At 47.4% G+C, this 24,840-nt stretch carries 23 protein-coding genes; 8 read left to right on the top strand and 15 right to left on the bottom strand.

Annotated elements, in window-relative coordinates; all coding sequences use genetic code 11:
* Positions 1-272 precede the first annotated feature (272 nt).
* On the bottom strand, positions 273-905 hold the full coding sequence (locus AC3Y23_RS17960; protein ID WP_379201417.1) for a hypothetical protein: 633 nt from the start codon (positions 903-905) through the stop codon (positions 273-275).
* 200 nt (positions 906-1,105) lie between these two features.
* Here AC3Y23_RS17960 and AC3Y23_RS17955 point away from each other — a divergent pair, with 200 nt between their 5' ends.
* From AC3Y23_RS17955 to AC3Y23_RS17945, 3 genes are all read left to right on the top strand, one after another.
* Entirely contained in the window at positions 1,106-2,851 is a 1,746-nt protein-coding gene (locus tag AC3Y23_RS17955) for a DEAD/DEAH box helicase (protein ID WP_379201415.1), read from the top strand.
* The gene (locus tag AC3Y23_RS17950; protein ID WP_379201413.1) at positions 2,848-3,912 is read left to right on the top strand and encodes a YqhG family protein; all 1,065 of its coding nucleotides are present in this window, start codon (positions 2,848-2,850) and stop codon (positions 3,910-3,912) included. The genes AC3Y23_RS17955 and AC3Y23_RS17950 overlap by 4 nt, the downstream gene beginning before the upstream one ends.
* Before the next feature lie 138 nt (positions 3,913-4,050).
* Positions 4,051-5,073, top strand: coding sequence for a hypothetical protein (locus AC3Y23_RS17945; protein WP_379201411.1), 1,023 nt, complete (start codon positions 4,051-4,053; stop codon positions 5,071-5,073).
* A 117-nt stretch (positions 5,074-5,190) separates the two neighbouring features.
* Here the strand turns inward: AC3Y23_RS17945 and AC3Y23_RS17940 are convergent, their stop codons facing one another.
* Complete coding sequence (locus tag AC3Y23_RS17940; protein ID WP_379201409.1) at positions 5,191-5,412, bottom strand: YqzE family protein; 222 nt, start codon at positions 5,410-5,412, stop codon at positions 5,191-5,193.
* A gap of 186 nt (positions 5,413-5,598) precedes the next feature.
* Here AC3Y23_RS17940 and AC3Y23_RS17935 point away from each other — a divergent pair, with 186 nt between their 5' ends.
* Positions 5,599-6,345, top strand: a complete 747-nt coding sequence (locus tag AC3Y23_RS17935) for an N-acetylmuramoyl-L-alanine amidase family protein (protein ID WP_379201407.1) — start codon at positions 5,599-5,601, stop codon at positions 6,343-6,345.
* On the opposite strand, the gene AC3Y23_RS17930 is transcribed toward AC3Y23_RS17935, so the two are convergent.
* On the bottom strand, positions 6,332-7,279 hold the full coding sequence (locus tag AC3Y23_RS17930) for a divergent polysaccharide deacetylase family protein (RefSeq protein ID WP_379201405.1): 948 nt from the start codon (positions 7,277-7,279) through the stop codon (positions 6,332-6,334). The two genes, AC3Y23_RS17935 and AC3Y23_RS17930, sit on opposite strands and share 14 nt — an antisense overlap.
* A 515-nt stretch (positions 7,280-7,794) precedes the next feature.
* On the opposite strand from AC3Y23_RS17930, the gene AC3Y23_RS17925 reads away from it, so the two are divergent.
* Positions 7,795-8,490: a DUF7002 family protein gene (locus AC3Y23_RS17925; protein WP_379201403.1), complete on the top strand. Its 696-nt coding sequence runs from the start codon at positions 7,795-7,797 to the stop codon at positions 8,488-8,490.
* A 34-nt stretch (positions 8,491-8,524) separates the two neighbouring features.
* Here the strand turns inward: AC3Y23_RS17925 and AC3Y23_RS17920 are convergent, their stop codons facing one another.
* The 9 genes from AC3Y23_RS17920 to AC3Y23_RS17880 all read right to left on the bottom strand — a co-directional run bounded on the left by AC3Y23_RS17920 (position 8,525) and on the right by AC3Y23_RS17880 (position 18,726).
* Complete coding sequence (locus AC3Y23_RS17920) at positions 8,525-9,478, bottom strand: VanZ family protein (RefSeq protein ID WP_379201401.1); 954 nt, start codon at positions 9,476-9,478, stop codon at positions 8,525-8,527.
* A 178-nt stretch (positions 9,479-9,656) separates the two neighbouring features.
* A complete protein-coding gene (locus AC3Y23_RS17915; protein ID WP_379201399.1) occupies positions 9,657-11,336 on the bottom strand; it encodes a methyl-accepting chemotaxis protein in 1,680 nt (559 codons plus the stop codon).
* Between the two features lie 28 nt (positions 11,337-11,364).
* Entirely contained in the window at positions 11,365-13,095 is a 1,731-nt protein-coding gene (locus tag AC3Y23_RS17910) for a cache domain-containing sensor histidine kinase (protein ID WP_379201397.1), read from the bottom strand.
* Positions 13,095-13,874, bottom strand: coding sequence for a response regulator transcription factor (locus AC3Y23_RS17905; RefSeq protein WP_379201394.1), 780 nt, complete (start codon positions 13,872-13,874; stop codon positions 13,095-13,097). The genes AC3Y23_RS17910 and AC3Y23_RS17905 overlap by 1 nt, the downstream gene beginning before the upstream one ends.
* Before the next feature lie 21 nt (positions 13,875-13,895).
* Positions 13,896-15,011, bottom strand: a complete 1,116-nt coding sequence (msrB, locus tag AC3Y23_RS17900; protein ID WP_379201392.1) for a peptide-methionine (R)-S-oxide reductase MsrB — start codon at positions 15,009-15,011, stop codon at positions 13,896-13,898.
* Positions 15,012-15,035: 24 nt separating this feature from the next.
* Positions 15,036-15,578 (bottom strand): TlpA family protein disulfide reductase, encoded by a 543-nt coding sequence (locus AC3Y23_RS17895; protein ID WP_379201390.1) that lies wholly within the window; start codon positions 15,576-15,578, stop codon positions 15,036-15,038.
* 15 nt (positions 15,579-15,593) lie between these two features.
* On the bottom strand, positions 15,594-16,310 hold the full coding sequence (locus tag AC3Y23_RS17890; protein WP_379201388.1) for a cytochrome c biogenesis CcdA family protein: 717 nt from the start codon (positions 16,308-16,310) through the stop codon (positions 15,594-15,596).
* Positions 16,311-16,545: 235 nt separating this feature from the next.
* Positions 16,546-17,211 (bottom strand): S-layer homology domain-containing protein, encoded by a 666-nt coding sequence (locus AC3Y23_RS17885; protein WP_379201386.1) that lies wholly within the window; start codon positions 17,209-17,211, stop codon positions 16,546-16,548.
* 162 nt (positions 17,212-17,373) lie between these two features.
* On the bottom strand, positions 17,374-18,726 hold the full coding sequence (locus AC3Y23_RS17880) for an LLM class flavin-dependent oxidoreductase (RefSeq protein ID WP_379201384.1): 1,353 nt from the start codon (positions 18,724-18,726) through the stop codon (positions 17,374-17,376).
* A 256-nt stretch (positions 18,727-18,982) separates the two neighbouring features.
* Here AC3Y23_RS17880 and AC3Y23_RS17875 point away from each other — a divergent pair, with 256 nt between their 5' ends.
* The gene (locus tag AC3Y23_RS17875) at positions 18,983-19,864 is read left to right on the top strand and encodes a MetQ/NlpA family ABC transporter substrate-binding protein (RefSeq protein ID WP_379201382.1); all 882 of its coding nucleotides are present in this window, start codon (positions 18,983-18,985) and stop codon (positions 19,862-19,864) included.
* A gap of 76 nt (positions 19,865-19,940) precedes the next feature.
* On the opposite strand, the gene AC3Y23_RS17870 is transcribed toward AC3Y23_RS17875, so the two are convergent.
* Positions 19,941-20,825, bottom strand: coding sequence for a LysR family transcriptional regulator (locus tag AC3Y23_RS17870; protein ID WP_379201380.1), 885 nt, complete (start codon positions 20,823-20,825; stop codon positions 19,941-19,943).
* A gap of 109 nt (positions 20,826-20,934) precedes the next feature.
* Between AC3Y23_RS17870 and AC3Y23_RS17865 the strand changes: the two genes are divergently transcribed.
* Positions 20,935-21,528: a LysE family transporter gene (locus tag AC3Y23_RS17865; protein ID WP_379201378.1), complete on the top strand. Its 594-nt coding sequence runs from the start codon at positions 20,935-20,937 to the stop codon at positions 21,526-21,528.
* Between the two features lie 19 nt (positions 21,529-21,547).
* The gene (locus AC3Y23_RS17860; protein ID WP_379201376.1) at positions 21,548-22,024 is read left to right on the top strand and encodes a YbaK/EbsC family protein; all 477 of its coding nucleotides are present in this window, start codon (positions 21,548-21,550) and stop codon (positions 22,022-22,024) included.
* 141 nt (positions 22,025-22,165) lie between these two features.
* On the opposite strand, the gene AC3Y23_RS17855 is transcribed toward AC3Y23_RS17860, so the two are convergent.
* Entirely contained in the window at positions 22,166-23,734 is a 1,569-nt protein-coding gene (locus AC3Y23_RS17855; protein ID WP_379201374.1) for a carbohydrate-binding protein, read from the bottom strand.
* 186 nt (positions 23,735-23,920) lie between these two features.
* A complete protein-coding gene (locus tag AC3Y23_RS17850) occupies positions 23,921-24,760 on the bottom strand; it encodes a helix-turn-helix domain-containing protein (RefSeq protein WP_379201372.1) in 840 nt (279 codons plus the stop codon).
* Positions 24,761-24,840 lie beyond the last annotated feature (80 nt).

The following is a 24,840-nucleotide window of genomic DNA, read 5'->3' as shown; positions in this document are numbered from 1 at the left end:
TTGTAATCACTGCAGATAACGCAGTATAGATGTCGGAATTGGGCGATGGAATATCTCTGACTCATTAATTAATAGAATTTCATTTGTTCATAATCTATCTCATCCATCTTCTTTTCGATAGCTTGGATTGGGGCTTTTTTCGTTTATTAGAGAATTTCCCCCTATAGTTAGACAACAGCTTGTCTTCATTTAGATAGAAAAAGGTTGGGCAGAAGATTATTCTGACCCAACCTTTTTTTGTGTATCCGCAGTCGACGGATATAGATTATTAGTTAGTTCAATAAATCCATTACTTTGTTTGCATATGCAATCCAATCCTTATTGTCAGTATTTATCTCTATCGTTGGCAGGATTGATAAACTAGATTGTTTACGTAGTTCTGATTGTGTTTGTATAAATTCATCGGCCGACTTTCTGATTTGTTCTCTTGATTTGCTTGTCCATTCATGAGGTGTTCGACTTTGCATTCTTTGTTCTACGTTGCCAGAAGAAACCGTTAATAATACACATGTAGCACCAAGGTGGAGCAGTTCATTTTCAAGTGATTCAATTTCATATAAGGAGTCGGAGGGGAAGGCCACTCTGTGATTCAGATGGAATCTTTCCAATATAAAAAATATACCTCTAGACGCCCGAGATGCATCTGGACCCAAATATGTTGACCACTCATTTAATTGTCGTAGCATACTAACCCGTTCTTTCAATATATGAAGATGTTCATCACGGCTTAAGCGTTTAAATTCTCCATGAACATTGTTTAATACTTGGGAATACTGTTCGCTCAAGACAATGATACTGCGCTCTGCTGATTCTTCTTGTGCTTGAAGTAACTTTAGAGCTTTTAGAACAGATGTTTTTCCTGCGTGTGAGTAACCCTCCAAAATAATTCCTCTTATGTGGCTCATTAAAGACCTCCAACTAACAATTATTTGAAAACTACTCTTTGAGTCCATCTATCCCTCCAGGATTTTTAATTATACACAATAAAGGTTATTTTTGGGTATTAATATTTTCAGAATAGTACACCCGGGTTATGAATCCTCTCTTTTCCGCGCATACTACTCTTACACATTCAATATGAATCACTGCGAGAGGAGAATGCCGTATGACGCAATTATTCCGTAATTCTCTGCCCGCCGGAGCGGGTCAGCCTGCGCCAGTGCTGCCTGTTCCTCTTTCTTTTAACCGCAACTGGATGCAGGATTTGGAGTCAAAGCTCGATAAAGGCGGTCCCTGGGGCGACTGGCGATTGTCACAGCTGGCCGTGCAGGGCGAAAAAGCGACTCTGGTCAGTAGCTTCGACGAATTGCAATGTATGAAGCATCTGTCCGGACTCTCCCCACTTCCCCACCAAATCGACACTGCACATAAGGTGCTATTCCAAATGTCGGGCCGGGCCATTCTCGCCGATGAGGTTGGACTTGGCAAGACGATCGAGGCTGGGCTGATCCTCAAAGAGTATCTCGTACGTGGACTTGTATCCAAGGTATTGATCCTCGTTCCGGCCTCCTTAGTGCTGCAATGGGTTCGGGAGTTGAACGCCAAATTCGGCATTTCTGCCATTGCCCAGAAGAAATCCTATTCCTGGGGTAACGACATAGTTGTCGCTTCCCTGGATACCGCCAAACGTGATCCGCATAAAGAAGTGCTGATGAACAACGAGTACGACATGCTGATTATTGACGAGGCCCACAAGCTCAAGAATAAGAAGTCAACCAATTACCAGTTCGTACAGCAGCTACGTAAAAAATACTGCCTCCTGCTTACCGCCACCCCCGTGCAGAACGACCTCGGCGAACTGTTCAATCTCATTACTTTGCTGAAGCCGGGCCAGCTGGGGAATCAAGGCGATTTTGCCACCAACTTTGTTGTTGATAAGCGTCAGCCTAAGAACGAAGAGCAGCTCCGCGGGGAGCTGTCCAAGCTGATGATCCGTAATCGCCGTGGAGAAGGCCCGGTCAATTTTACGAAGCGCAAGGTCCGTAATATTCCACTGACATTGTCGGAAGAAGAGAAGTCACTTTATGACGGGGTTACCGCTTTTGTCAAAGACCAGTATCAGGAGGCGGGCGGCAATCTCAGCAGTATGCTCTCTCTTGTCACCCTGCAGCGGGAGGTATGCAGCAGCCGGGATGCCGTCTTTATCACCTTGGTGAACCTGATCAAGAAACTGCCTGAGGACTCACCGAAGCGTGACCGGATGATGGAACTGCTCCAGACGCTTCGTACGGTAAAAGCCAATACTAAGGCGGAGAAGACGATGTCTCTAATCCGCGAAATGAACGAAAAGGTCATTGTGTTCACCGAATACCGGGCCACCCAGGAGTATCTTCTGCAATATTTTCGCGAAGGCGGGCTGCAATGCGTCACCTATTCCGGGGGCATGAACCGTGGCAAAAAAGACTGGATGATGGATCTGTTCCGTGGCCGCGCCCAGGTCATGATCGCTACAGAAGCCGGTGGCGAGGGCATCAACCTACAATTTTGCCACCATATGATCAACTTCGATCTGCCCTGGAATCCCATGCGGGTAGAGCAGCGGATCGGACGTGTCCACAGACTGGGACAACAAAATGATGTAGTGATCTATAACCTGTCGACCCAAGGCACCATTGAAGAGCATATTCTGCATCTACTGCATGAGAAGATTAATATGTTCGAGATGGTTATCGGCGGACTCGATGTCATTCTGGAAAAGTTCGAGAAGAAGGAATCGCTGGAAAAGAGTCTGTACAAGCTCATGCTGGAATCGCAAGACGAGCAGCAGCTGCGCAGTGGTCTTAACCAAATCGGTGAGTCGCTTACTCAATTGAACACCAGCATCAAGAAGGAAAGTGAGACAACGTCATGACCCTCTCCCCACAGCAAGTGCGCAAGCAGGTTATGGATTATCTTGAGGCCACGGATTGCTCCATTATTGAGACCTCTCCCCTGCATGTGACGGTCAAGCTCTCTCCGCGTGCAGACCAGATGCTCACAGATCGTCCCTATTATTGGGGCTTCGTAGAACGCACAGGAGTGGAACCTGAGACACTGTCATTCACGTTCGTGTTCAATCCTGAACAATATGACACTCAAGCCGAAGCCCCTGCGGCACCCCGGAGTTCGGGATTAGGAACCTCCGGAGTGATGAGGACAGGCATCAGCAGTGGAAGCGTTAAGCCTGCCGAAATAGAAGCAGCCACAGAACCTGGAGGTACCATTACCGCAGGCTCTGTAGGATCTCCCCCTCCTCCGGGCAATCCGCAGGACAGCATTTTGTCCCGCTATTTCGGCGTTATGCCCGCCTTGCCCAGGATTGGCCCTGGCCTGATCAGGCGCGAGGATGTTATTTATGGCAGCAAACGGCTGCGCCAGATCTGGGACGCTGCCCGTGAGGAAGGCAAATGCCTCTACCTGTTCGAAGACCCTGGCAATCGCCAGCGAACAACGCTGTTCTCAGCGGCCTATGAGCCATGGCTCGGAGTCTGCTACAAAGTGGAGATGTCCTGCGACTTGAAGCGTGAGGAGCTGCATTTTATGGCTATCTCTTTGGTGTCGGGTGTCATTACCTATGAATTTGCGAATAAGCTTGCACCACTCAAGCTGACCCCGCGCCTGCCGGAAAATGTCCATGTTCAGCCGCTTGAAATGTCGGTGACGGCAGGCGCGGAACAACTGGAAGCCAATCTTACCAACCGGCTTGCAGGGCTGGATTACAGCTGGGCGGAAGCGGCCCGTGAACGGCTGCGGCTGGAGCTAGACATCATCGACGTCTATTACGAAGAGTTGCTCAAGGAACCGGATGAAGAGAAGCGTAAAGAGATCGAGGAGCAATATGCCCGGCGCAGGCAGGAGACCGTGTGGCAGTATGAACCGCAAATTGCAGTTTCTGCGGTGACCTATGGACTGTTTCATCTGCGGAAGGCATAGAATGCGACCCGGCTCGCTAAAAGCAGGCAAAAAAACAACGGAATTCCCGCAGCTGCTCGCGACAGCTTGTAACACTCTTTTTACAGCTTGTCCTTTACAATATCAGTATGCTTATGGAGAAGAAAGGTGATCGGTGCTATGAAAATATTCGTTCAGCGGGAACGCCACCGCAGGCTCCCCGCTTCCCTTCTGCTGCTGTTATGCCTGGGACTGGCAGCAGCAAGCTTTGGTTTCCCGTCACAGCTCGCTGCGACCGGCAGCCGCGTAAGCGTTGTGCAATCCGTCTCGCAGGAAGTACCGCCCATCTTCCGGTTTCAGGAGGCTTCCGCCCCTGTCACTCTGGAAGACTTCGCCCAATCGAACATTATAAAGCTCTCGGAGCAAGCGCCCTTCAAGGAATGGGCCAGTGCAAAACCCCAATATTACCCACTGGGACCGGGAACGCACGGCTGGCTGGTCAATGTGATGAATGGTAAGCAGCGAATCGGTTATATGATTATCTCCGCCTCTGAGGATGGAGGTTATGTACTGAGTGAATACGGAGCCGGAACCTATGGTCTCCCGTACAGCTTAAGCGAACTGCACCGGTTATTGGTGCAGCAAGGACTTATTTCTTCTACTTATTCAGGTACACTGGAACTTACAGCGTTGTATGCCCCCCTTCTGCCAGTATGGAAGCTGAAAATCGACGGTAAGCTTGTCTTTATCGACGCCGCTGCACCACAGGTGCTGCCTTGGACCCTGAGTCAGGTGGATAACGCATTCAAGAATAGAACAGTCAGCTTAGAGGATGTAACCAGTAAAAAGGCTACCATCCCCCGCACCGCTTACCGGACCGGAGGAACAGACGATCCTTATGCGGATCTGCTATGGCTGACATCGCCCAAGCTGGTCGTTACGGATGCCGATAGTTTTACTGCTGAAATCTCTCCTGGTGTAAGCCTTGTCTTTCAGGCACCTGGACGGAATGACCTGTTCGGATCACCTTTTACGATTACAGGCTATCAGAGCTGGCTGCCAGCAGAGAAAACTGCGGACGCCAAGACGGCTCTATACGCAGCTACAGGTGCAGGAGGCAAACGTTACTTACCGTTGTCCGTATTGCTCCAGAACGGAACGCTTCAGAAATTACCCGGAAATCGTACAGCATCATTCAATTAGAATCACGATGAGAAAGCGAACATTAGGATATGTCAAAGAACCTTCCAACAGCCATCTTGGCATAGGGAAGGTTCTTTGCTGTGATATAGGCTGAGTCCAAAGCTACGCTGAATTGGCCTAAGCATCATGCCTGTTTAGGGATGATACGGTACTCTTTTCCTTTCGTGGCCAGCTCCCCCGCCAAACAGACCAACCCATAGGGATCATACCGAACCACTTCTCAGACCAAGGCTCTTTCACCATTTCTTTGTGGGAACGGATGCTGCTGCGCGGGTCCTCGATAAATACAACTATTTTCTCGGTGATATACTTCACCAGCTCATCGCCGCCTGAAGCCATATTCACCACCTCCTGCACTGTTTGTCCTTGATTTGATGGACACTCCATTATAGCTATAGTGTGCTCCGCCGCCGTGAAATCTAAACCCATGGAAGAGGGTCGTATAGGTTTGCCTGTAGCGGCACAATCTAACAGTGTAACCACTCCCAGATTTTTTTCCCATTTCAGGTAAGGAGGCGTATTTAGATGAAGTTGACCATCGGGTCGGGCTCCTCCAGGTTCCTACGCCGGATCAGTCTTTGCTGGGCAGCTGGAATGCTACTACTGACCCCAGGTTATATCGGAGCTGAACCGGTGTATTCCACGCAGGAGCAACAGGATGATGATGAACGGCACCACATGCTGGGCCATGGCCAGCGGATGATCCTGATCGATGCCGGGCACGGGGGCGTGGACGGCGGTACATCCTACGGCAAAATTCTGGAAAAGGATATCACACTGGATATCTCCCGCAAGCTGTTCCTGCTGCTCCGCAGCGATGGCTTCGATGCGATTCTGAATCGCAACGGTGACTATGCGCCCAGTGATGAGAACCGCTGGCTGCGCAGTTCCTCCCGTCATCTGCGCGATCTAGCCCAGCGTAAAGAGCTGGCCGAGACACTCCCGGCCAACGTTGTCGTCAGCATTCATATCAACTGGGCTTCTTCCCCTTCCAAGCATGGACCGTTAGTGCTGTATCGTCAGGAAGGACGCAGCTTCATCCTCGCCAAAGCGATCCAGAGCCAGCTGAACCATCTGTATGGCACGCAGACTGATCCAAGACCCGGCAAGCCCTTTTATCTGCTTAATAAAATAACCGCCACAACGGTAATTGTCGAGGCGGGCTTTATCAGCAGTCCAACGGACCGGGCGAAATTGTGTAGTCCTGCGGGCCAGCAGGAGATTGCCGAAGCTGTAGCGAATGGCATTGCCGCTTATCTTATGGAAGTGTAGGCCGAGGAGTCCACTTCCATTCTTCTTTTACAAGATCGGAAATTCCAATGAAGTCGACCGTGTTCTTCATGTCTTCAATGCCGCTGCGAATCCCCGCTGCGGTATTTTTGCCTTGTACACCGACGTGCCCGATAGTTACACAGTAACGCAGATTAAGGGCCCGTTCCTGTACAAGACGCATCTGCTTACGCACATGGTTGACATTATGAACATCGTCCAGGAAAATGTGGTTCTCAACACGGGGCAAGCCGAGCTCTTGTGCCACCTCTCCCACCACAGAACGGTAATTAGTCTTGCTGTCCACGAAGAATAGTCCACGCTCCTTGCAGACAGCCAGCACAATGCCCATGATTCGGGGATCTCCCGTCACTTTCGAACCCATATGATTGTTGATGCCGATCGCATAAGGAACATTATCCAGTGCCGCTTCGACCTTCTGACGCACTTCTGCGTCGCTCATCTTTGCCAGCACTGCACCTGGACCGAGCCACTCCGGTCTCCCACTTTTTGGCTCCATCGGCAGATGAACCAGTACATCATCTCCCCGTTCATGGGCACGCTTCGCGTCCTTCTGGGAGGTCGGCAGGAACGGCATCACCGCTACGGTGAGCTTAATCGGCAGGGAAAAGATCTCATCCGTGCCCTTCATTCCGTTGCCGAAATCATCAATAATAATGGCTACCCGGCTGCGGGTCTGACGAGAATGCTTGCCCTCTTTGCCCGCTGGCACGGTACTGCCCGGCCCGTTCAATGAAGCCTTCGGTTGTCCATCGGCAGCAGCAACGACACCTACCGTCTGAACGTCCTTACCATAAGCCCCTTCAGCTGCTGTAGCAGCATAGTTCCCGGATATCGCCAGGCACCCGGCGGACAGCAGCACGGCAATGTTTCTTCCCCCGGTCATGAGCCGATGACGCCATTGGTACTTTCTCATGCCCTCATCTCCTTCTCACTTTGGATTGTGTTCTCATTGTTTGAATTTTGGAGGGCAATTATGTAGAAGTGACTCTACGCAATAATTAACATTCGCCTTGGAAGGATCACGATCGAGCCACATCTGGTTATTTGCGAGAATTAACGTTGTGTTGTTTAATGCGCTATATAATACAATTGAATCCGTTTGATTTTTACCTTAATATTGAAAATAAACTAAAATTAATCTCTCAGAAAGGAATGATTACAATCCTCGGATACCTCTTTATTTTTATAGCTAATTTCATATTCGCCTATTTTATTTATGATGATGCAAGCATGGTTAAGCCTTTATTCCATTCTATTATTATCGTACTCATAAGTTTTATTATGGATCTCGTAAGCAAACACAAGAAAGAAAAGCTCAATAAGCCACTATAGAAATGAGCCTTCAATAAAATGATTTTCCCACATAAGGCCCATAATAATGATACAGTTTCAAGCATATTGATCCCTTGCATTGGAGATTCTAATCCCATGGACATAAGTATCGTTGCCGACATCACCAAAAGCCCACTCAGACGGTCGTTGTATCACTTCACCAGAGCCTCTAATCTGCAAGCCATCGCCCATTTCGATGCCCTGTATTCACCATCTGTTATTGCTCCTCATCTGTCTAAAGGCATTCGTCGCAGCTTGAAACATTCCACCTTGTTCAATGAGCAATCAGTCGTTCTGAACGCTCATTTGCGCATTACCGACGACGCAATGGACCCCAGCACTACACCGGAGCAATTTAGAACCTGTCTCGACCGTCATGTATTCCTCTGGCCTACCAAGCGCGATTGCCTAACAATGCTCGGGATGTACTCCCGCCGGGAGCCTGACGAATCTTTCGCCGTTCTCCAACTGGATGCCGCTGCACTGCTGACTGATCATTTTGACGTAATTGCGCTGTCCAAATACGATTCCGGGAGCTCTCCGCGGTATCCGCACCGAATGTCCTACCGGAAATCCTGCGAAATGTTTCTGCCACTTCACCGCTTCAAGCAATCTACAGCGACTTTTGTCCCGAGCAAGCCCTCAGAGATCAAAGAAATTCTGGTTGCAGGTCCATTGACTCCGCTCAGCAAATACCTGCAAACCATTTATTGCACAGCAGAGTCACTAGTTCCACTCAGGTGGAACGCCTTGGCGAAACCGTTAGCCACACTCCATGAAGACGGTAAATGATCTGATTTCTATATAATTAACTACACTACATCGCTCAATCCGTCACACTCACCAGCACCGCTCTTGCGACCTGAACGTCATCATCGGACAACCATATTCTAACCGTAGGATCAGTACCTTTTTGTTTCAGCAAGGAAGCCAGATCCCCTGTAGAACCTTCTTCATATCTGGAAATGAGCTGATTTTTCTCCGAACTTATATGTCTGATGAAGACTTTCGTTGCAGCATTCAAGGAGATGTCGTTATACAATTCACTCGCCGCTTTTTCCGTATCTGCGGTTGACAATGTGGTCATATACTTAGGATTCTGATAAACCGTGATTGTCCTTTGCTCCGCCGCATTCAGATCACCGAACAGATCAGCTGTACTCTCATCCAGTCCCGCCATAATTCCTTTATTCTCATCTATATATTCAAACTTCTGATGCCCAAACGGCAGGAGATTACGATCCACAGTTCCAATTACGGCTATACCGCTAATCCCTGTTACAAGGAAAAAGACTACGAGGGCATTCATAATCTGCTCTCTCGAAGTCGTCCTCCGCTCCAAACTCTTATACACAGCAATGCCAAGCATCCCGCCGATCAGGTTCAACAGAACATCATCGATATCGCTGCTGCCGAGTGCCAATATATACTGAATGATCTCAAACGATACGGTGGTCGTCAGTATGATGCCAAATTTGTACCGACTAGAGCGCATTACACCCATATGAGATACAAAAACCCCCAAGGGAATAAACAGCGCAATATTGCCCAGAATATTCTCCAACAATCGTTTGAGCCCCACTGAATCATCACTGAAGTAAGATATAATTGTGTAAAAGGGCATGAGATTCACACTTCGCAATAAACCAGGGTAGCTGAAAATAGCTGTTATAGGAATCGTCTTGAATAAGATAAGGTTGACGGCTATCACAGCATACCCGGCAAATAGCAGATAGAATACCACCTTCACTGTGCTGTTTCTCCTTTCGATATGTTCCATTTGCACATTCCTCCCCAATCATATATGCACCTTTTTTCACAACACCTTCGCTCTTTCTTATCATAACGGGCTTTCTATCATTTGTAAAATATTCCAAAATACACAAAAGCGGCGAGTCTCCTCTGAACAAGAAGACTCGCCGCTTACTAGAATTGCAGCCATTACCCATGGTCACATATTAAATTTTAAATGCCGCTTCCGTATCCTTGAGATTGCTCAAGAGTACCTTCACCTGGTCAGACATTTCCTTCATCTCATTGACCTGGTTCATCTGGCTCTTGACACTTTCGGAAGATTCATAGGTCTTCTCAGACGACTGCCGGGCGATCTCGGTCATCTGTACGATCGAGGCTGTCGCTTCTTCCGTTCCTGCAGAAATTTCCTGAGAGGCAGCGGATACCTCCTGAATGCGGTTGAATACGGCCTCTATTTTACCCCGAATGTTCTTGAGAATAACTCCGGCTTCCTCCGTCAATTGCATCCCGCCAGTAACCTCATCGTTAACTGCCTCCATGGAGTTCAGGGCAGCTTCAGACTCTGCCTGCACCGTATGGACAAGCCCGGAGATCTCCTCAGCCGATTGGCCGGTTTGCTCCGAGAGCTTGCGGATTTCTCCTGCCACTACCGCAAATCCACGGCCGGACTCACCGGCTCTCGCTGCCTCAATGGCTGCGTTCAATGACAGCAGATTGGTTTGGGAGGAGATCTGCCGGATAATCTGGAGGATCTCGTCAATTCTCTTTGTTTTATCGGTCAAGCTATGCAGCACTTCGTTCAACTCATTCACAGTCGATTTGATCCGACCCATCTGATGAATTGTCTCTTCGAGCGAAGTATCGCCTTGATGAGCCAGCGACGTTGCTTCTTCGCTGATATCAGCAACACTCTGGGATGAATCTGCAATGCGCTGAATGCCACCAGCCGCTTCCTCCATGGCATCGGCATTATCTTGTGACAGCTGCAATTGCAGATTGCTGCCGTCATACAACTCTTGAATACTGGCTGCAATCTCCTGCGCAGCCGCTTCCGTCGTCTCTGCATTTACCACCAGCCGGTCCACCGCCCTACTTACCTGTCCGGTTCCGAACCGTACGCTGCCGATCAAATGCGTCAAACTCTCAGTCATTTGGCCAAAAGTCTGGTACAGAAGGCCGATCTCATCCTTACCCCGCTGCGCTGGAATTTCGATCCGCAGATTGCCGCGGGAAATCTCCGTCGCCAGCTCCATAATCCTACGGATTGGCCTCGAGATTTTCCGGTGAATAATTATATACTGGATCGATCCGAATATCACCAGCAGGATTAGGCCAATGATCGAAGCATTGAACAATAGCTTGTCCGTTGATTGCAGTGACCGTGTTAAGGAAAATACGACATCCACCACATAGGCGTCTTGATTATTAATATGTATTGGGGCGATATATTCGAGCTGTTCATTCTTATACAAGCTCTGATCCTGATTATGACTTACAGTTTGTAGCACTTCTGGCGTGATATCCTGCCCCACTAGCGAAGTATCCTTGGCGGCAATGACCTTACCGCCTTCCACCGCCTCATAGATTTTCATCGATACAATATCCGGCTGCATTCGCACCTGCTGCTCCAGATAGTTCTGCAGACTATCTTCGCTGGCCTGAATGACTGTACCGAAGGTCTGTACAATACTCTGCGCCCGTTCCTTATTTTCATCAATAACCAGATTTCGGTTCTGTACATGCACAACAGTAATTATGATTATAACCATCAGTGTGAACATGATCAGCAGCATGAGGTTTAGTTTACGGGGCAGATTCCAGAACGGAAGCTTGATCTGGGTTGTCCCCTCAATCATTGGTTGGTTTATCTGTGTATTGTCCATCACTGCTCTCTCCCTTCCGTAGTGCGGGTCAGGGGATAACGATTTTGACTTCGGTCCCTTGTCCGGGCGCGGAAGTGATCGTAACTCCGTAATTCTGCCCGTAGTATAGCTTGAGACGTTCATCCACGTTGTGAATGCCGATTCCGCCCAGCTTGGATCTTACCTGTGGTACCGGCTCTTGTCCGGAAGCCTCAGCGGCGGCTTCAAGAATGGCAGGATCAAAGCCTGCTCCGTCATCCTTAATGATAAACTGTATGCTGCCATTGACTGTTCTGCCACAGCTGATCGCAAGAGATCCCGGTCCATTCTTCTCTCGTATGCCATGGTAAATCGCATTTTCAACCATCGGCTGCAAAATGATCTTGGGAATGATCAGATCCGACAAAGCGTGATCATAGCCCAACTCGTATGACAATTTGTCGCCATACCGTTCCTTCTGGATGATCAAATACTTGGAGACATGCGCCATCTCTTTTTCAATCGTCGTGAACTCTTCACCACCACTCAGTGACAGCTGGAAGAATTCGGCGAGCGCCTTGGTCGTTGATATGACTCGCTCGGTATCCTGAAACTCGGCCATCCATACAATCGTATCCAGCGTATTATATAGAAAGTGCGGATTAATCTGACTGTGCAGCACACTAAGCTCATGCAGACGCAGCGCTCTCTCTTTGGTTTCAATATCCTTCAGCAGCTGACGGATCTCCAGCACCATAGAGTTGAAATGCCGGGCAAGGCCCTGCACCTCTGTAACGCCAGTCTCAGGCACACTGATGGCTAGCAGTCCGCTCTCCACCTGCTGCATCGCCTGCTCCAGCCGATGAATCGGCCGAGTCATACTCTTCGCAATCCAAGGCGACGTTATCAAGATAAGCAGCAGCAGTGCTGCGCCGACCATAATAAACGATTTCATTAACTGCATGCGGATCTGCTGCAATCCGTCCAAAGAACTTACGCCTACCAGCGTCCAGTCTGTCCCCTTCAGATGGGTCTGGTAGACTAGACGGTTCTCCTTCAGATCATACCCCTGAGCCTGCTGACTCATAGCAATTAATTGCTTTTGCTTGGCACTATCCATAAAGTACGAAACGTCCTTATGATAGACCATTTCATGCTTGCTGTTGATGATAAAAGCATACCCTTTACTACCCAGCTCCAAGCCGTTGAGATAGTCCTCAAGTCCCTTGTATTTGATATCCAGCAGCACTACGCCGAGATTCTGCCCATGCTCATCTTTGACCTCCTGACTCAAGGAAATCACCCAGTTATCCTTGTCCATGGAGAACTTCTGCATCCTTGCAGAGGTAAGCGCAGGAATGTTACTATGTATGGCAGCTACGTACCATGGCTCTTCCATCATATCCGACGAACGCCTCATATTCAATTTTTGTTCATTAGATAGTACATAACCATCCTTACCGATCACGATCACAGACTGAATAAACGGATCCGAAATCAGTACATTCTGGATGAACTGAAGGACATCCCGCTCATCAGTCTTATTCTTATTTGCCAGCGTCCGGAGGGTCTCGGGATTGCGGGCGAGCATCGTGGACAGCACGTTGAGACGGTCAATATACATCTCCACATACGTGCCGCCCTTGGCAATAGCCATCTGGCTGGATTCCACGGACTGGTTCATCACCACTCTGGATATGCCGACATAAAGAACACTGCCAGTGATCCCGACCGTCAGAATGCTTATTAATATGTAAATCCACAGAATACGAAATTGTAGTGAGCGAAAGAAGGGTTTCATTACTCTTTGATCCTTTCACGGTATTGCAGGGGTGACATGCCAAATTTCTTCTTGAAAGAAGAACTGAAATAATTCGGGTTGTCGAACCCTGCTTCTGCGGAAATTTCGTACACCTTTTTATCTGAAGCCAGCAGCTGCAGCTTGGCCCGTTCCAGTCGCAGCGATACGATGTAGTCCTGAAAAGATACCTTGAACAGCTTTTTGAACAATGTGCTCATATACCCCGAACTAAAGCCCATCTGCTCCGCTAATGCGGTTAACGAGAACTCCGGATTAGCAAGATTGCTCTCAATCACCTGGGCTACATGCTGTTTTTCACCTTCCGGTTCACTGACCGGTACGGTCCCGTTCGTCCGTAGCTGCATATCCTTGAGAAGGGTCAGCAGTTCAGTCTGCTGACCCTCATTTTTTAGCTTATTCACCAACTTGCTCAAGACCTCAAACACATCTTTTCTGGAGACCGGCTTCAGCACATAATCATCAATCCCGATCTTCAATGCGGTTACGGCATAGTCATAATAATCATAACCGGTAATCACGGCAATCTTGACATCCGGCTTCAACACCTTGATCCTTGTCGCAAAATCCAGTCCGTTCATACGTGGCATGTTGATATCCAGCAACACCAGATCCGGGAGCTGCTCCTCAAAAATACGCAAGCCTTCGTCACCACTCGCAGCTTCATAGATTTCCACAATATGCAGTTCATCAAAGGGGACGAAACGCTTGATACCGTTTCTTACCAGATCCTCGTCTTCAACAAGCAACAGCTTATACATAACCTTTAGACTCCTTCATTCTTATTTGGCGACAACAATCAGGTCTCCATACCCTTCCTTGTCCATGTCTGCCAGCGGAACGAAACGGATGGAAGCACTATTGATACAATAGCGTTTGCCGCCCTTGTCTGCCGGACCATCATCGAAGACATGACCTAGATGAATATCGCCCGCCCGGCTCCGCACCTCTGTACGGGTCATCCCAAAGCTGTGATCCTCGTCGTAGGTTACGACATCCGGAATAATTGGCTTGGTGAAGCTCGGCCAGCCGCAACCTGCATCGTATTTATCAGCGCTGGCGAACAGCGGCTCACCTGTTGTAACATCCACATAGATGCCCGGCTCAAACTGATCCCAATATTCATTGGAGTACGCATGCTCAGTATCAGCAAGCACGGCTACTTGATACTGGATCTTGGTTAGTTTCTTTTTCAGTTCCTCATTGCTTGGTTTAGGATATTTAGATGCATCAATGTGGATATTCACATCCTGCACGACGCTCAGATCAATGTGGCAGTACCCGTTCGGATTCTTCTCCAGATAGTCCTGATGATACTCTTCTGCCATATAGAAATTGCTGAGTGGCAGCGCTTCGGTCACGATGGTCTTGTCATATTTCTGCTGTTCCTTCTTGATAGCATCCTTAATCACAGCCAGGTCCGCTGCATTGCTCGAATAAATACCAGTCCGATATTGAATTCCCTGATCATTGCCTTGCTTATTGACACTTGTCGGGTCGATGACCTTGAAGAACGCCGCGATAAGCTGTTCGAGAGTCACTCGTTTCGGATCATAGCTGACCTTGACCGTCTCAGCGAACCCCCTGTCCCCGCGGACAACATCTTCATAAGAAGGATTCTCTCCGGTACCGTTGGCATAGCCGGATACAGCATCGCTAACCCCGTATACCCGGGCCATGTAAGCTTCTATGCCCCAGAAGCAGCCGCCGGCAAAATAAATATCGCGCAGTTCACTACCTGAGTAATCCACATCCTTGTTCGGATTCGGCAGAGAAGCGGTTGTGACCTGGCCCCCGCCTGCGGAAGCGATCCCTCCATCACCGATTAAATTATACGGCGTGCAAGCACTTAGTACCAGCAATAGCAGCAGTGAACCTATCAGTCCTAGTCGTTTCATAATTTCCTCCCGTATCCTTCTGTTTTAATGTATGGATTGAAAAGTCTCGGCAATGACTTCGTTCGTGTTATGTCCTGGTGCACTTTTGACCAGAATGCCATCCGAGCCGATATAATAGGAAGAAGGATATCCTCTCACACCAAATTTGCGAGTCCACGTTCCCCCGTCATCCATCAGCACCTGAATATGGTCGTACCCTCTTTTGGAGAACCAGTTTGCAAAATCAGCAGCCGATTGTTCCCCATTGTATCCAGGACTGACAATCGTCAATACCTTATAGTCATGCTGTTCGCTCGACAGCTGGTCCAATTCATCCAGTCCCGCCAAGCAAATAGGGCACCAGGACGCCCAGAATTTCACGTATACCTTCTGCCCTTTGAAATCAGCCAAGGACACTTCATTTCCCTGCAAATCTTTGAGCTTGAACGCCGGCGCCAGCTGCCCCTTGTTCACTGCCCCTCCGGCTACCGATGCTGAAGTGACACCCTCTCTACCATAAATACCAATCGCGCCGATTACCAATAGGGCAGCTATTGCGACCCAGACCCATGTTTTCATCTTTCCCATGACGCTTTCCTCCTTCTACACTTGAAAATAGCTTGTAATCATGTTCAGCTTATTACTGACCAGCAGCAGTCCCATCACAATTAATACGATGCCTGAGATGGCTTTCAGTACACGCATATGCTTGTAGATCCGGCGCACCTTCGTTAACAGCAGGCTGGAGAATACGGCCATTACCAGAAACGGTAACGCCAAGCCCAGAGTATAGACCAACATATACATCCCTCCCGTGCCCGCCGAGCCGCCGCTTGCCGAAAGGCCCAGCACAGCCGCAAGCACAGGACCGATGCAAGGGGTCCAGCCGAAGCTGAATGTGAACCCGAGCAGAAAGGCACCGCCAAAGCCTTTTTTATGCTGCAAATCAGCGTCAATGCGCTTTTCTTTTTCCAAGAAAGAGAGCCTGATCAAGCCCGTCTGGTAAATTCCGAACAGAATCACCACGATTCCGCAGACTGTAATGAAATACGAGCTCCCCAGGACTCCGCCAAGCGCACCTGCCCCGAAACCAAGCATTACGAAGACTGCCGATAGCCCAAGAATAAACATCAGTGTTCTACCTATTAGCAATGGTGAGACTGTCATCTTCCCCAGCTTCCAGGACCTTTCTTGACCACTGCCCTGCTCTGAACTGCCGAGGTAGGCGAGATACACAGGCAGTAAAGGCAAAATGCAAGGGGAAAAGAACGACAGTACACCCGCAGTAAACACACTTCCAAAATAAATCGATTCCGTCACCACTTTTGCCCCCCTAACTGCGTCTCCATTTCAATCATACTTCTAGTGTAGGTTAATCTATCCAGAGATAACATCCAAGTTGATCAGCATTTTCTATAAAATAATCATGTGTTGCAGTCAGTATAGCCAACCTAACATGCAAGAAGACCACTCACCCAATGAAGGATGAATGGTCTTCTGCTGTATTTGCTTATGATGGGGCGATTAGCTAAGTCTCTTGTCCAGCGATCCCGACTTAAGAACCCTGTGCAGGCGCAGGGTGTGCCTCGATATAGGCCAGCGCGTTATAGACCAGCTCCGCCGCTTCGGCGCGGGTGATCTTCTCCTGCGGTTTGAAGTTGTTGTCCTGATCCAGCTTGGCAATCCCAAGCACAAGTGCTCGCTGAACAGACCCGTCAAATTCAGTGCTAAGCTGGCCCTGATCGCCAAACTCCAGCGGTTTGATTTTGAACAGCGGCAGATTGTTACTCTCCTGCATGGCCAGAATCAAATGATGAGTGAACTCTTCCTTGGTCCATGCTGCTCCGGGGTCCAGATCTCTGGACAAGTCAATGTTGTTATTGGCAGCAATGATTAGAGTCTTGGCATACCACGCAGCATCATTGGCCTTAGGGAAATAATCGGTCGCATGTGGTTCTTTGATAAATCGCAACAGATCAATATTCAAATCAAAGGCGTTAACTAGTAGCTGAATTCCCTGAGCCGCAGTCAATGTCCCTTTAGGATCAAAGCGATCACTACTGACACCATGAATGTAGCCCTTCTGCTGCAAAGAGATAATCTTATCCTTGGCCGGTATATTCGCAAGATCGGTAAAAGCCACCCCAGCGGCAAAGCTTTGTCCAGTAATCGCGAGGGTAAGGATAGCTGTTGCCCCCAGCATTGCAAATTTTTTGTTCATCATTGTTGTCTCCTCGCCAGTAATTGGAATGTTACATCCCCATAGACGAGTGTTAGCACATAATGTTGCAGCTGTTTGAACGAAACCGCTGAATCGTATTCTGATCTGCGTTTTGATACATTGCTAACGTTATTTCCTGAAGTTGATTTATGGGCTCCTGTTTTAACTCTGGCTTGCAGGCAACGGTTGTCTTGCATAACGATTGACTGGAACTGAGAGCCCGAGATGTCCCCGCAAGGTAGTGCTATCATATTCCGTTCGGTAGATACCCCGTTCCTGAAGAATAGGCACGACCAGTTCGACAAAGTCAGCCAGGCTGTCCGGCAGTGCAGGTGGAACGAAGATAAACCCGTCGGCGGCGCCATTTTCGAACCAATACGTCAGCGTATCCGCCACTTGCTCCGGTGTACCACGCAGGGATTCATCCGATGACACATTGCTGATTTTGGAGTAAAGCTCGCCGATGGTCAGGTCCTCTTCACGAATGATTTTCTGAATTCGATCAAAATCACTCTGGATGCTGTTCACTTCCTTCCAAGCCACTTGCGATGCAGGGGTGTCCAGACTGTAGGCAGTCAGATCGACATTCCCCACATAGCCGGACAAGAAACGTAGCGCCTGCTCCTGGATAACCGTGGAGTCCAACAGCGCCGCTTTCTCCGCTGCCTCAGCTTCCGTTCGCCCGATAATCGGCGAGATGCCCTGTAGAATAAGCAGTTCATCCTCGCTCCGCCCATACTTGGACATCCGACCTTTCAATTCTTTGTAAAAGTCTTTGGCTTCCTCGAACGATTTTTTGTGACTAAACACCACTTCAGCCGTTCTCGCAGCCAGTTCTTGCCCCGGGTTGGAGGAGCCTGCCTGGAACAGCACAGGATGACCCTGCGGTGTACGTCCGATATTGAGCGGCCCCCTTACCTGAAAGAATTCACCTTCATAATTGAGCAGATGCACCTTATCCGGATTATAAAACTCGCCAGTCTCCTTGTTACGGATAAAGGCGTCCTCTTCCCATGAATCCCATAACCCCTTCACTACATCAATGAATTCCTCTGCAACCTTGTAGCGGTCATCATGAAGGAGATGCTCCTTGCGGCTGAAGTTAAGCGCAGTAAGCCCTGTCGCATCAGCAGTGGTCACCACATTCCATCCGGCTCTTCCTCCACTAATAATATCGACCGAGGCGAACTGCCGGGCCAAATTATAGGGCTGGTTGTAAGTGGTAGAAGCAGTGGCTACAACCCCGATATGGCTAGTGGCGCCTGCAATAGCAGTAATCAGTATAGTAGGGTCGAATCTATTCAAGATTTGTGAATGTGAATTCTCATCAACAGCCAGACTGTCAGCGATAAAGGCAGCATCAAACAAGCCTCTTTCCGCTTCCTGGGCGATTTTTTTATAAAAGCCAACATCAATACTGGCATCCGCTTGCGCTTGCGGCAGTCGCCACGAACCAATATGCATCCCGGTTCCGACAATATATAAGCCAATTTTTATTTGTCTCTTGGCAGACATAGATTTCATCCTTTCCGTAATAGACCTGAATGATTGCAGATAGAAAAAATATCGTTAAACATAGTTAATAAATTGGTATACTCAGTTTTAAAATTTTAATTTATGATACATTAGATTGCAGAGGAAATCAATTCCTCAATTGAGCAACTAAGGATTGACATTCGAGACAAAGCTGTTATGATTTTAATAATTCTCATGTGTTTACTAGGAATTAATCACTATTATTTTTCATTCAATTTTAGGAGGGTCTTTACAGATGAGTAAGAAATTAAAATGGGGTCGGCTTTTATTAACAGTATCTACGGTATTGGCAGTTACGCTAGTATCGGCGTGCAGTAATAAGGGGACAGGCTCTGGCAGTGAAGTTTCATTGAAAGTAGGAACGACAGATATTCAAACTGATTTGTGGAATTTCGTGCGAGATGAAGCCAAAGGCGAAGGATTAAAGATTGAGGTCGTCACTCTATCTGGTCAGGTAGATATAAACCAATCTCTCGCCGACGGTGACCTTGAGGCCAACGCTTTCCAGCATGTTGCTTATCTAACAAGCTGGAACGGTATTCACAATGCCTCTCTAGTGGCTGCGGATACGACGATTATTGCCCCGCTCGGTATCTACTCCAAGAAGATCAAGAATCTGGATGAGATTAAAGACGGCGCCAAGATTGCGATCCCGAACGATCAGTCCAATCTGGTCCGGGCCCTGAAGCTGCTCGAATCAGCCAAACTCATTAAGCTGCCTGAGAACTTTGACCTTGCTAAGGGCGGAGTAGATCAGATTGCAGACAACCCTCACAAGTTGGATATTATTACAGCGCAAAGCGGGATGCTCCCAAGAGTGCTGGATGACGTAGACGCAGCCATTATTAATAATGGTGTGGCTCTGCAGGCGGGGTACAAGCTGGACACCTCCCTATTCCATGAGAATGAGCAGGAGAGCGCCTATGTTAACGTAGTAGCAACGAAGGAAGACATTTTAAAAGACAAGGCGGAAGCCTTCAAGAAGCTGAACACCGTGCTCCACTCTGACAAGGTCAAAGAGTATATTCAGAAACGATACGAAGGAAACTTCATCCCGGTTACTCGCACCATCGACGATGTTGTAGAATCGTTCAATAAAGAAAACGGAACGAAATAGCATAACGTAAAAAGGATCGAACATCTGATTTTCCAGATGCTTTGATCCTTTTTCTTTTGTCCGCAGGTTGTTATTTCTATACCAAATGTTCTTCCAACAAAGATACAAACAATTCCATCGCCGGGCTCAGCCATTTGTTCTTATGATGGGAGCAGATCGCTGTGATACGTTCAGCTTCAAGCTCTGTCGTCAGTTCAATAAGAGATTGATTCCTTAGCTCCTCTTCCACTGTAAAGCGAGGCAAATAGGCCACTCCTAAATTACTGCTTACACAGCGCTTCGTCGCTTCAATGCTCCCGACCTCAATGATGTTGTCCATTACAATGTTCTTGTCTTTAATATACTGATCGAATTTTTGCTGAAAAATACTGCCCGGATCATTAACAATCATGCTGACCGCTTTAGCCTGATCCTTCGCTGTAAAGTTATGCTGATCTTCGACCAGAAGCGGTGAAGCGATCAACACCAGGTCATGTGCAGACAAAGATCTATTCATTACAGAGCTGGAACGTCCCCCTACATCATAATGTATCCCCAGATCGGCTCCCCCGCTAATGATTTTGTCTTTAATTACATAGCAGTTCAGGGCTTGCAGAGATAGTTTTACACGTGGAGCCTGCTCTTTAAAAGCTTTTAGTAGAGGCTGTAATTTATAGATTAATAGAGATTCTGGAATAGCGACATTTAGGTCGCCACTAATTTCAAGCGCGCTTTTACCATAGTTACTAATCTGCTCAGTAGACTTAATGATATTATCAATCAGCGGCAAAATCTCTTTTCCGGCTTGTGTCAACACCATTTTCCGGCCAATCTTTTCAAAAATCTTGACGCTTAGTTCCTGTTCCAGCTGCTGCATCTGAAAGGTAATTGTGGACTGTGTATAGTTTAGCTGCCGGGCTGCATTTTGAAAGCTTCCGGCTTCGAGAATGGTTTTTACTGTGTACAAATATTTCAATTCCATGGTAATATCCTTCTTTCAGTTCGATAGAATCGAATTTAATTATTCAATGTTTCAATTATATTAAAATATCGATTTATGCTATCGTAACGTAAAAGGAGGTGCTTTTCAATTGAATGTTGCGCTATGGATCTCTTTTTTCACATATGCAATAACAACAGCCCTTTCGCCAGGGCCAAACAACATTCTCGCATTAAATGAAGTCAGTACTTATGGGTTGAAGAAAAGCAGACCGCTGCTGTACGGAATCTATGCTGGCTTCCTGGCTGTGATGATTCTTTGCGGTTTCTTCAGCGTAATCCTGGGAAGATATCTGCCCGGCATCCTGATCTATTTAAAATATGTCGGCTGTATTTATATCTTGTACCTTGCCTACCGTACGATTACAAGTAAACCAGCGAAGAATGAAGATCAGAAGTCTGGCTCTTCATCATTTTGGCGCGGCTTCATTTTGCAATTCGTGAATGTGAAAATCATATTATGGGGCCTCACCGTCTTCATTGCGTACATCCTGCCTTATTACTCCTCATACCCTGCCATTGCCGGTTTTATCCTCTTGTCAGCTGCAATCGGTAACGGGGCAACTCATATATGGGTTATGGCTGGCGTGCTGCTTCATAATGTCATCAACAACTACTGGCGAGTGGTCAATGTGATAATGGCGTTATTGCTAGTTTATAGTGCTATTAATCTACTACTAGATTGAGAAGGAGTTCGAGATAACGATGTCGTATGAGAAAATTGTTGCATATTTTGAAGAACAGGAAATGACCGGTCGAATCAAACATTTTGACAGCTCCTGTGCAACGGTTGAGGAAGCGGCGAATACCATTGGTGTTGTGCCTGCCCGAATTGCCAAGACACTGAGTCTCAGAAAAGATGAGGATTGCATGCTGATCGTAATGGCCGGTGACGTGGGTATCGATAATAAGAAGTTCCGTCATTACTTTGGTATGAAAGCTAGGATGCTGACGGCATCCGAAGTGGAGGAACAGCTGGATCAGCAAGTCGGCGGCGTCTGTCCCTTCGCTGTCGCGGATCACATTCCTGTGTATATCGATGTCTCGGTTAAACGTTTTGATACGCTGTTCCCGGCTTGCGGCAGTCCCACCAGTGTAGTTGAGCTGACGCCTGATGAACTTTTCACCCATGGGCATGCTACGGAGTGGGTGGATATTGCAAAATTACCTGTGGAACAATAAAATTAAGTATCGTTAATTAACAAAAGCCCCCATCCCACTTTAGCGTGGGTTTGGAGGCTTTTGTTGATATTGTTACCGATAATACCTTAAATCGAATTACCGTACAACCGTTCTGCTCATCAGCAGCATTGCTTTCTGATATTACTTCTTCATAATCGTAAACCAATTCACATTTAAGCCGCCTAAGGTTGGAAAAGCTAACGCAATTTGCTGTTCTGTAGAAGTAAATACGACATCATGGGAGATCGTGGTCCAGTTCTGCCATCCTCCCGTTGCTGGAACAGTGATGGTACCGAATACAGCACCGCCGCCAGCCCGTTCGAATTGAATTTGACTGCCATTGGGGCTAGCTACCCGATAGCTGATTGTGTAAGTTCCGGGAGACAGCGGGGTTGGAGTTGAATAAGTCATCCAGTCACCAGGGTCAATCCAGCCCACATTTTGCCCTCCCCCAACGTCTGTTGTATCTTGCTTCTGCACGCCATAACTTTCGATATAATCCTCTGCCTCAATTTTTATAGTCGGTGATTTCTCTTCGATTTTGATCCAGTTCAGATTAAATCCGCCGGCGGGAAAGGATAATCTTAATTGCTGCTCGCCAGCAGAAAGGCTAATATCACTGGAAGCAGTAGTAGTCCATGTCTGCCAGCCACCTGTAGAAGGAACTTGGGTGGAACTAAGCACCTGACCTGTATTGCCTTTCTCGGCCCGGATGGTTCCGCCGCCACTTGGACTTGCTACCCTGTAACTTATCTTATACGTACCGGAAGAAGCGACATTGATGTTATACGTCAGCCAATCGCCCGGGTCGATCCAGCCCACATTTTGGCCGCCGCCTGTATCGGTAGTGCTCTGGGTTTGGATTCCAGACATGCTGGCATAATTCTCAGCTTTTATCGTCCCAGGCACACTAACGGAAGTACTAGGCTGCTGACCGCCGCCCATCCACAGGAGCGCATTCGTAATCAACTTGTTCTGCGTCTCATCTGAAAATGTAAACGATTTCGTAGTATTAGTAGCGTAATCCATCAGATTATGGCCCATATTGAGATACATCATCTTATAATTTTTATTGGACCAAACTACAGGATAATAGCCGCTGTACCACGATTGGTTGGGATCTGTGCCCAGAGGAAAGCTCACCGGATCAATGGAATACAGGATATCAATATTGGGTTTGGTCCGCAAATCCACCGACCAGCTATACCATTCGTTGGCAGGGGTTTTGTAGGTTGCTGGCATATTACTGGTAGCAGGGTGGGTGCTGTTTTCAAGCTTTAAAGTAGCTGGCGTTGGGAACCACGTATTTGATTTAAAAGCTCCCGATCCCAAAAATTCGTTATAGTACCAGTTCCATGACGATGGGTTCGTGGTGAAAGCGCTGACATGAAATCCCAGCCATCCTCCGCCATTTTTCATATATTGCTCGAATGCAGGTCTCTGGGCAGCGGGAGGTGCATCATCTAGGAAAATAACAACCTTGTACTGGGAAAGATTCGAAGTATTAAGTTTACTCCAATCGTTTGTTGATTCGTACGAAAAATTATACTTACTGGCCAGCTCGGGAAATCTCTGGTTTGCTTCTTTTACAAAGCTGATATGGGCCGCATCCCAAGTTCCATTGTAGAAAGCGATGACTTTAAATTGCGGACTGGCTTCTGCAGCCTTGGCACCATAACTGAAAAAAGAGCTTATGAATATGAAACTCATACAGACCGCAAAAAACCTGATAAAAAACGTATTCTTTTTAGTTCTTATGGACATTTTCCCTTCCTCCATTTCATTTTTTGAAGTTCTCTTTGGAGTGATTACACAGGGTGTCCACTACATAATTAGTGGTCTTAATTTTTATGCATTATTAAATTTATATATGATACGAAAATTCACACGGAGTTCCTAACGTGAACGAATCTTCCCTGGAGAAGCGCCATAGCTCATTTTGAACAAATGGTAGAAATGACTGAGATTATCAAACCCGGCTTCATAGGACACTTCAAGGATCGTTAACGTTGTGGTCAGCAATAGATTCTTGGCATATCCAAGCCGCAGTTGATTAATGTAAGCCGTCGGGGTGGTGTGAAGATATTGTTTGAATACGCGATTCATATGACCGACACTGTGATCAGAGAGATCATACAAGCGCTCCAGACCGGCTGTGAAATTCTCTTTCTTTTGCATATCCAGAAGCAGATCGTTCAACCACCCTGGCATAACTTTCTTGTTCTCATCCTGTTCATTGAAAAAGTAATAGGTCAACGCATCCGTCAGAAAGCTTCTCGCCATAATTCTGGCCTTCTGCTTGTCTATACTTGTGTATAGATGGATCAGCTTGCCCTTCTGGACAAGGCTCTCTCTATTGAAGGATGGCAGAAGAACATGGGGCGGCATCCTCATACTTTTTAATTTTTGCGCAAAGATCAGATTCTCAAAATACTGAAAAGCATCCTCCACCACTTCTTTGTAAAAGTTAACGTTAATAAATTGACAATCTGTCTCATCGTAAAAGTCATACCAATGCGTATCCTCTGGCCGGATAAACACCATCGAGTTCTTGTCCAAAATCTGTGCCTCACCATTAATGTGATGGATGCAAGACCCCTCAGTGATAATAAAAATCTCATAATAGTCATGATAATGCAGCGGGGTAGTGTGCTTAATCGAATGCTCAATATGAAAAGTAGACTGTACCTGGGGATCGATCAACGTTTCAGCCTTCAAAAGAGTAGCTTCTGCCACTTCTTCTCACCTCTCCTCATCCTAAACTCATGTTCATATAGTACAAAAAAAAGATAAAACAACACAAGACTGTCATGCCA

The organism is Paenibacillus sp. MAHUQ-45 (assembly GCF_058133325.1).
The sequence above is the reverse complement of the archived record's forward strand: the minus strand, read 5'-3'. Positions and strand labels throughout refer to the sequence as shown.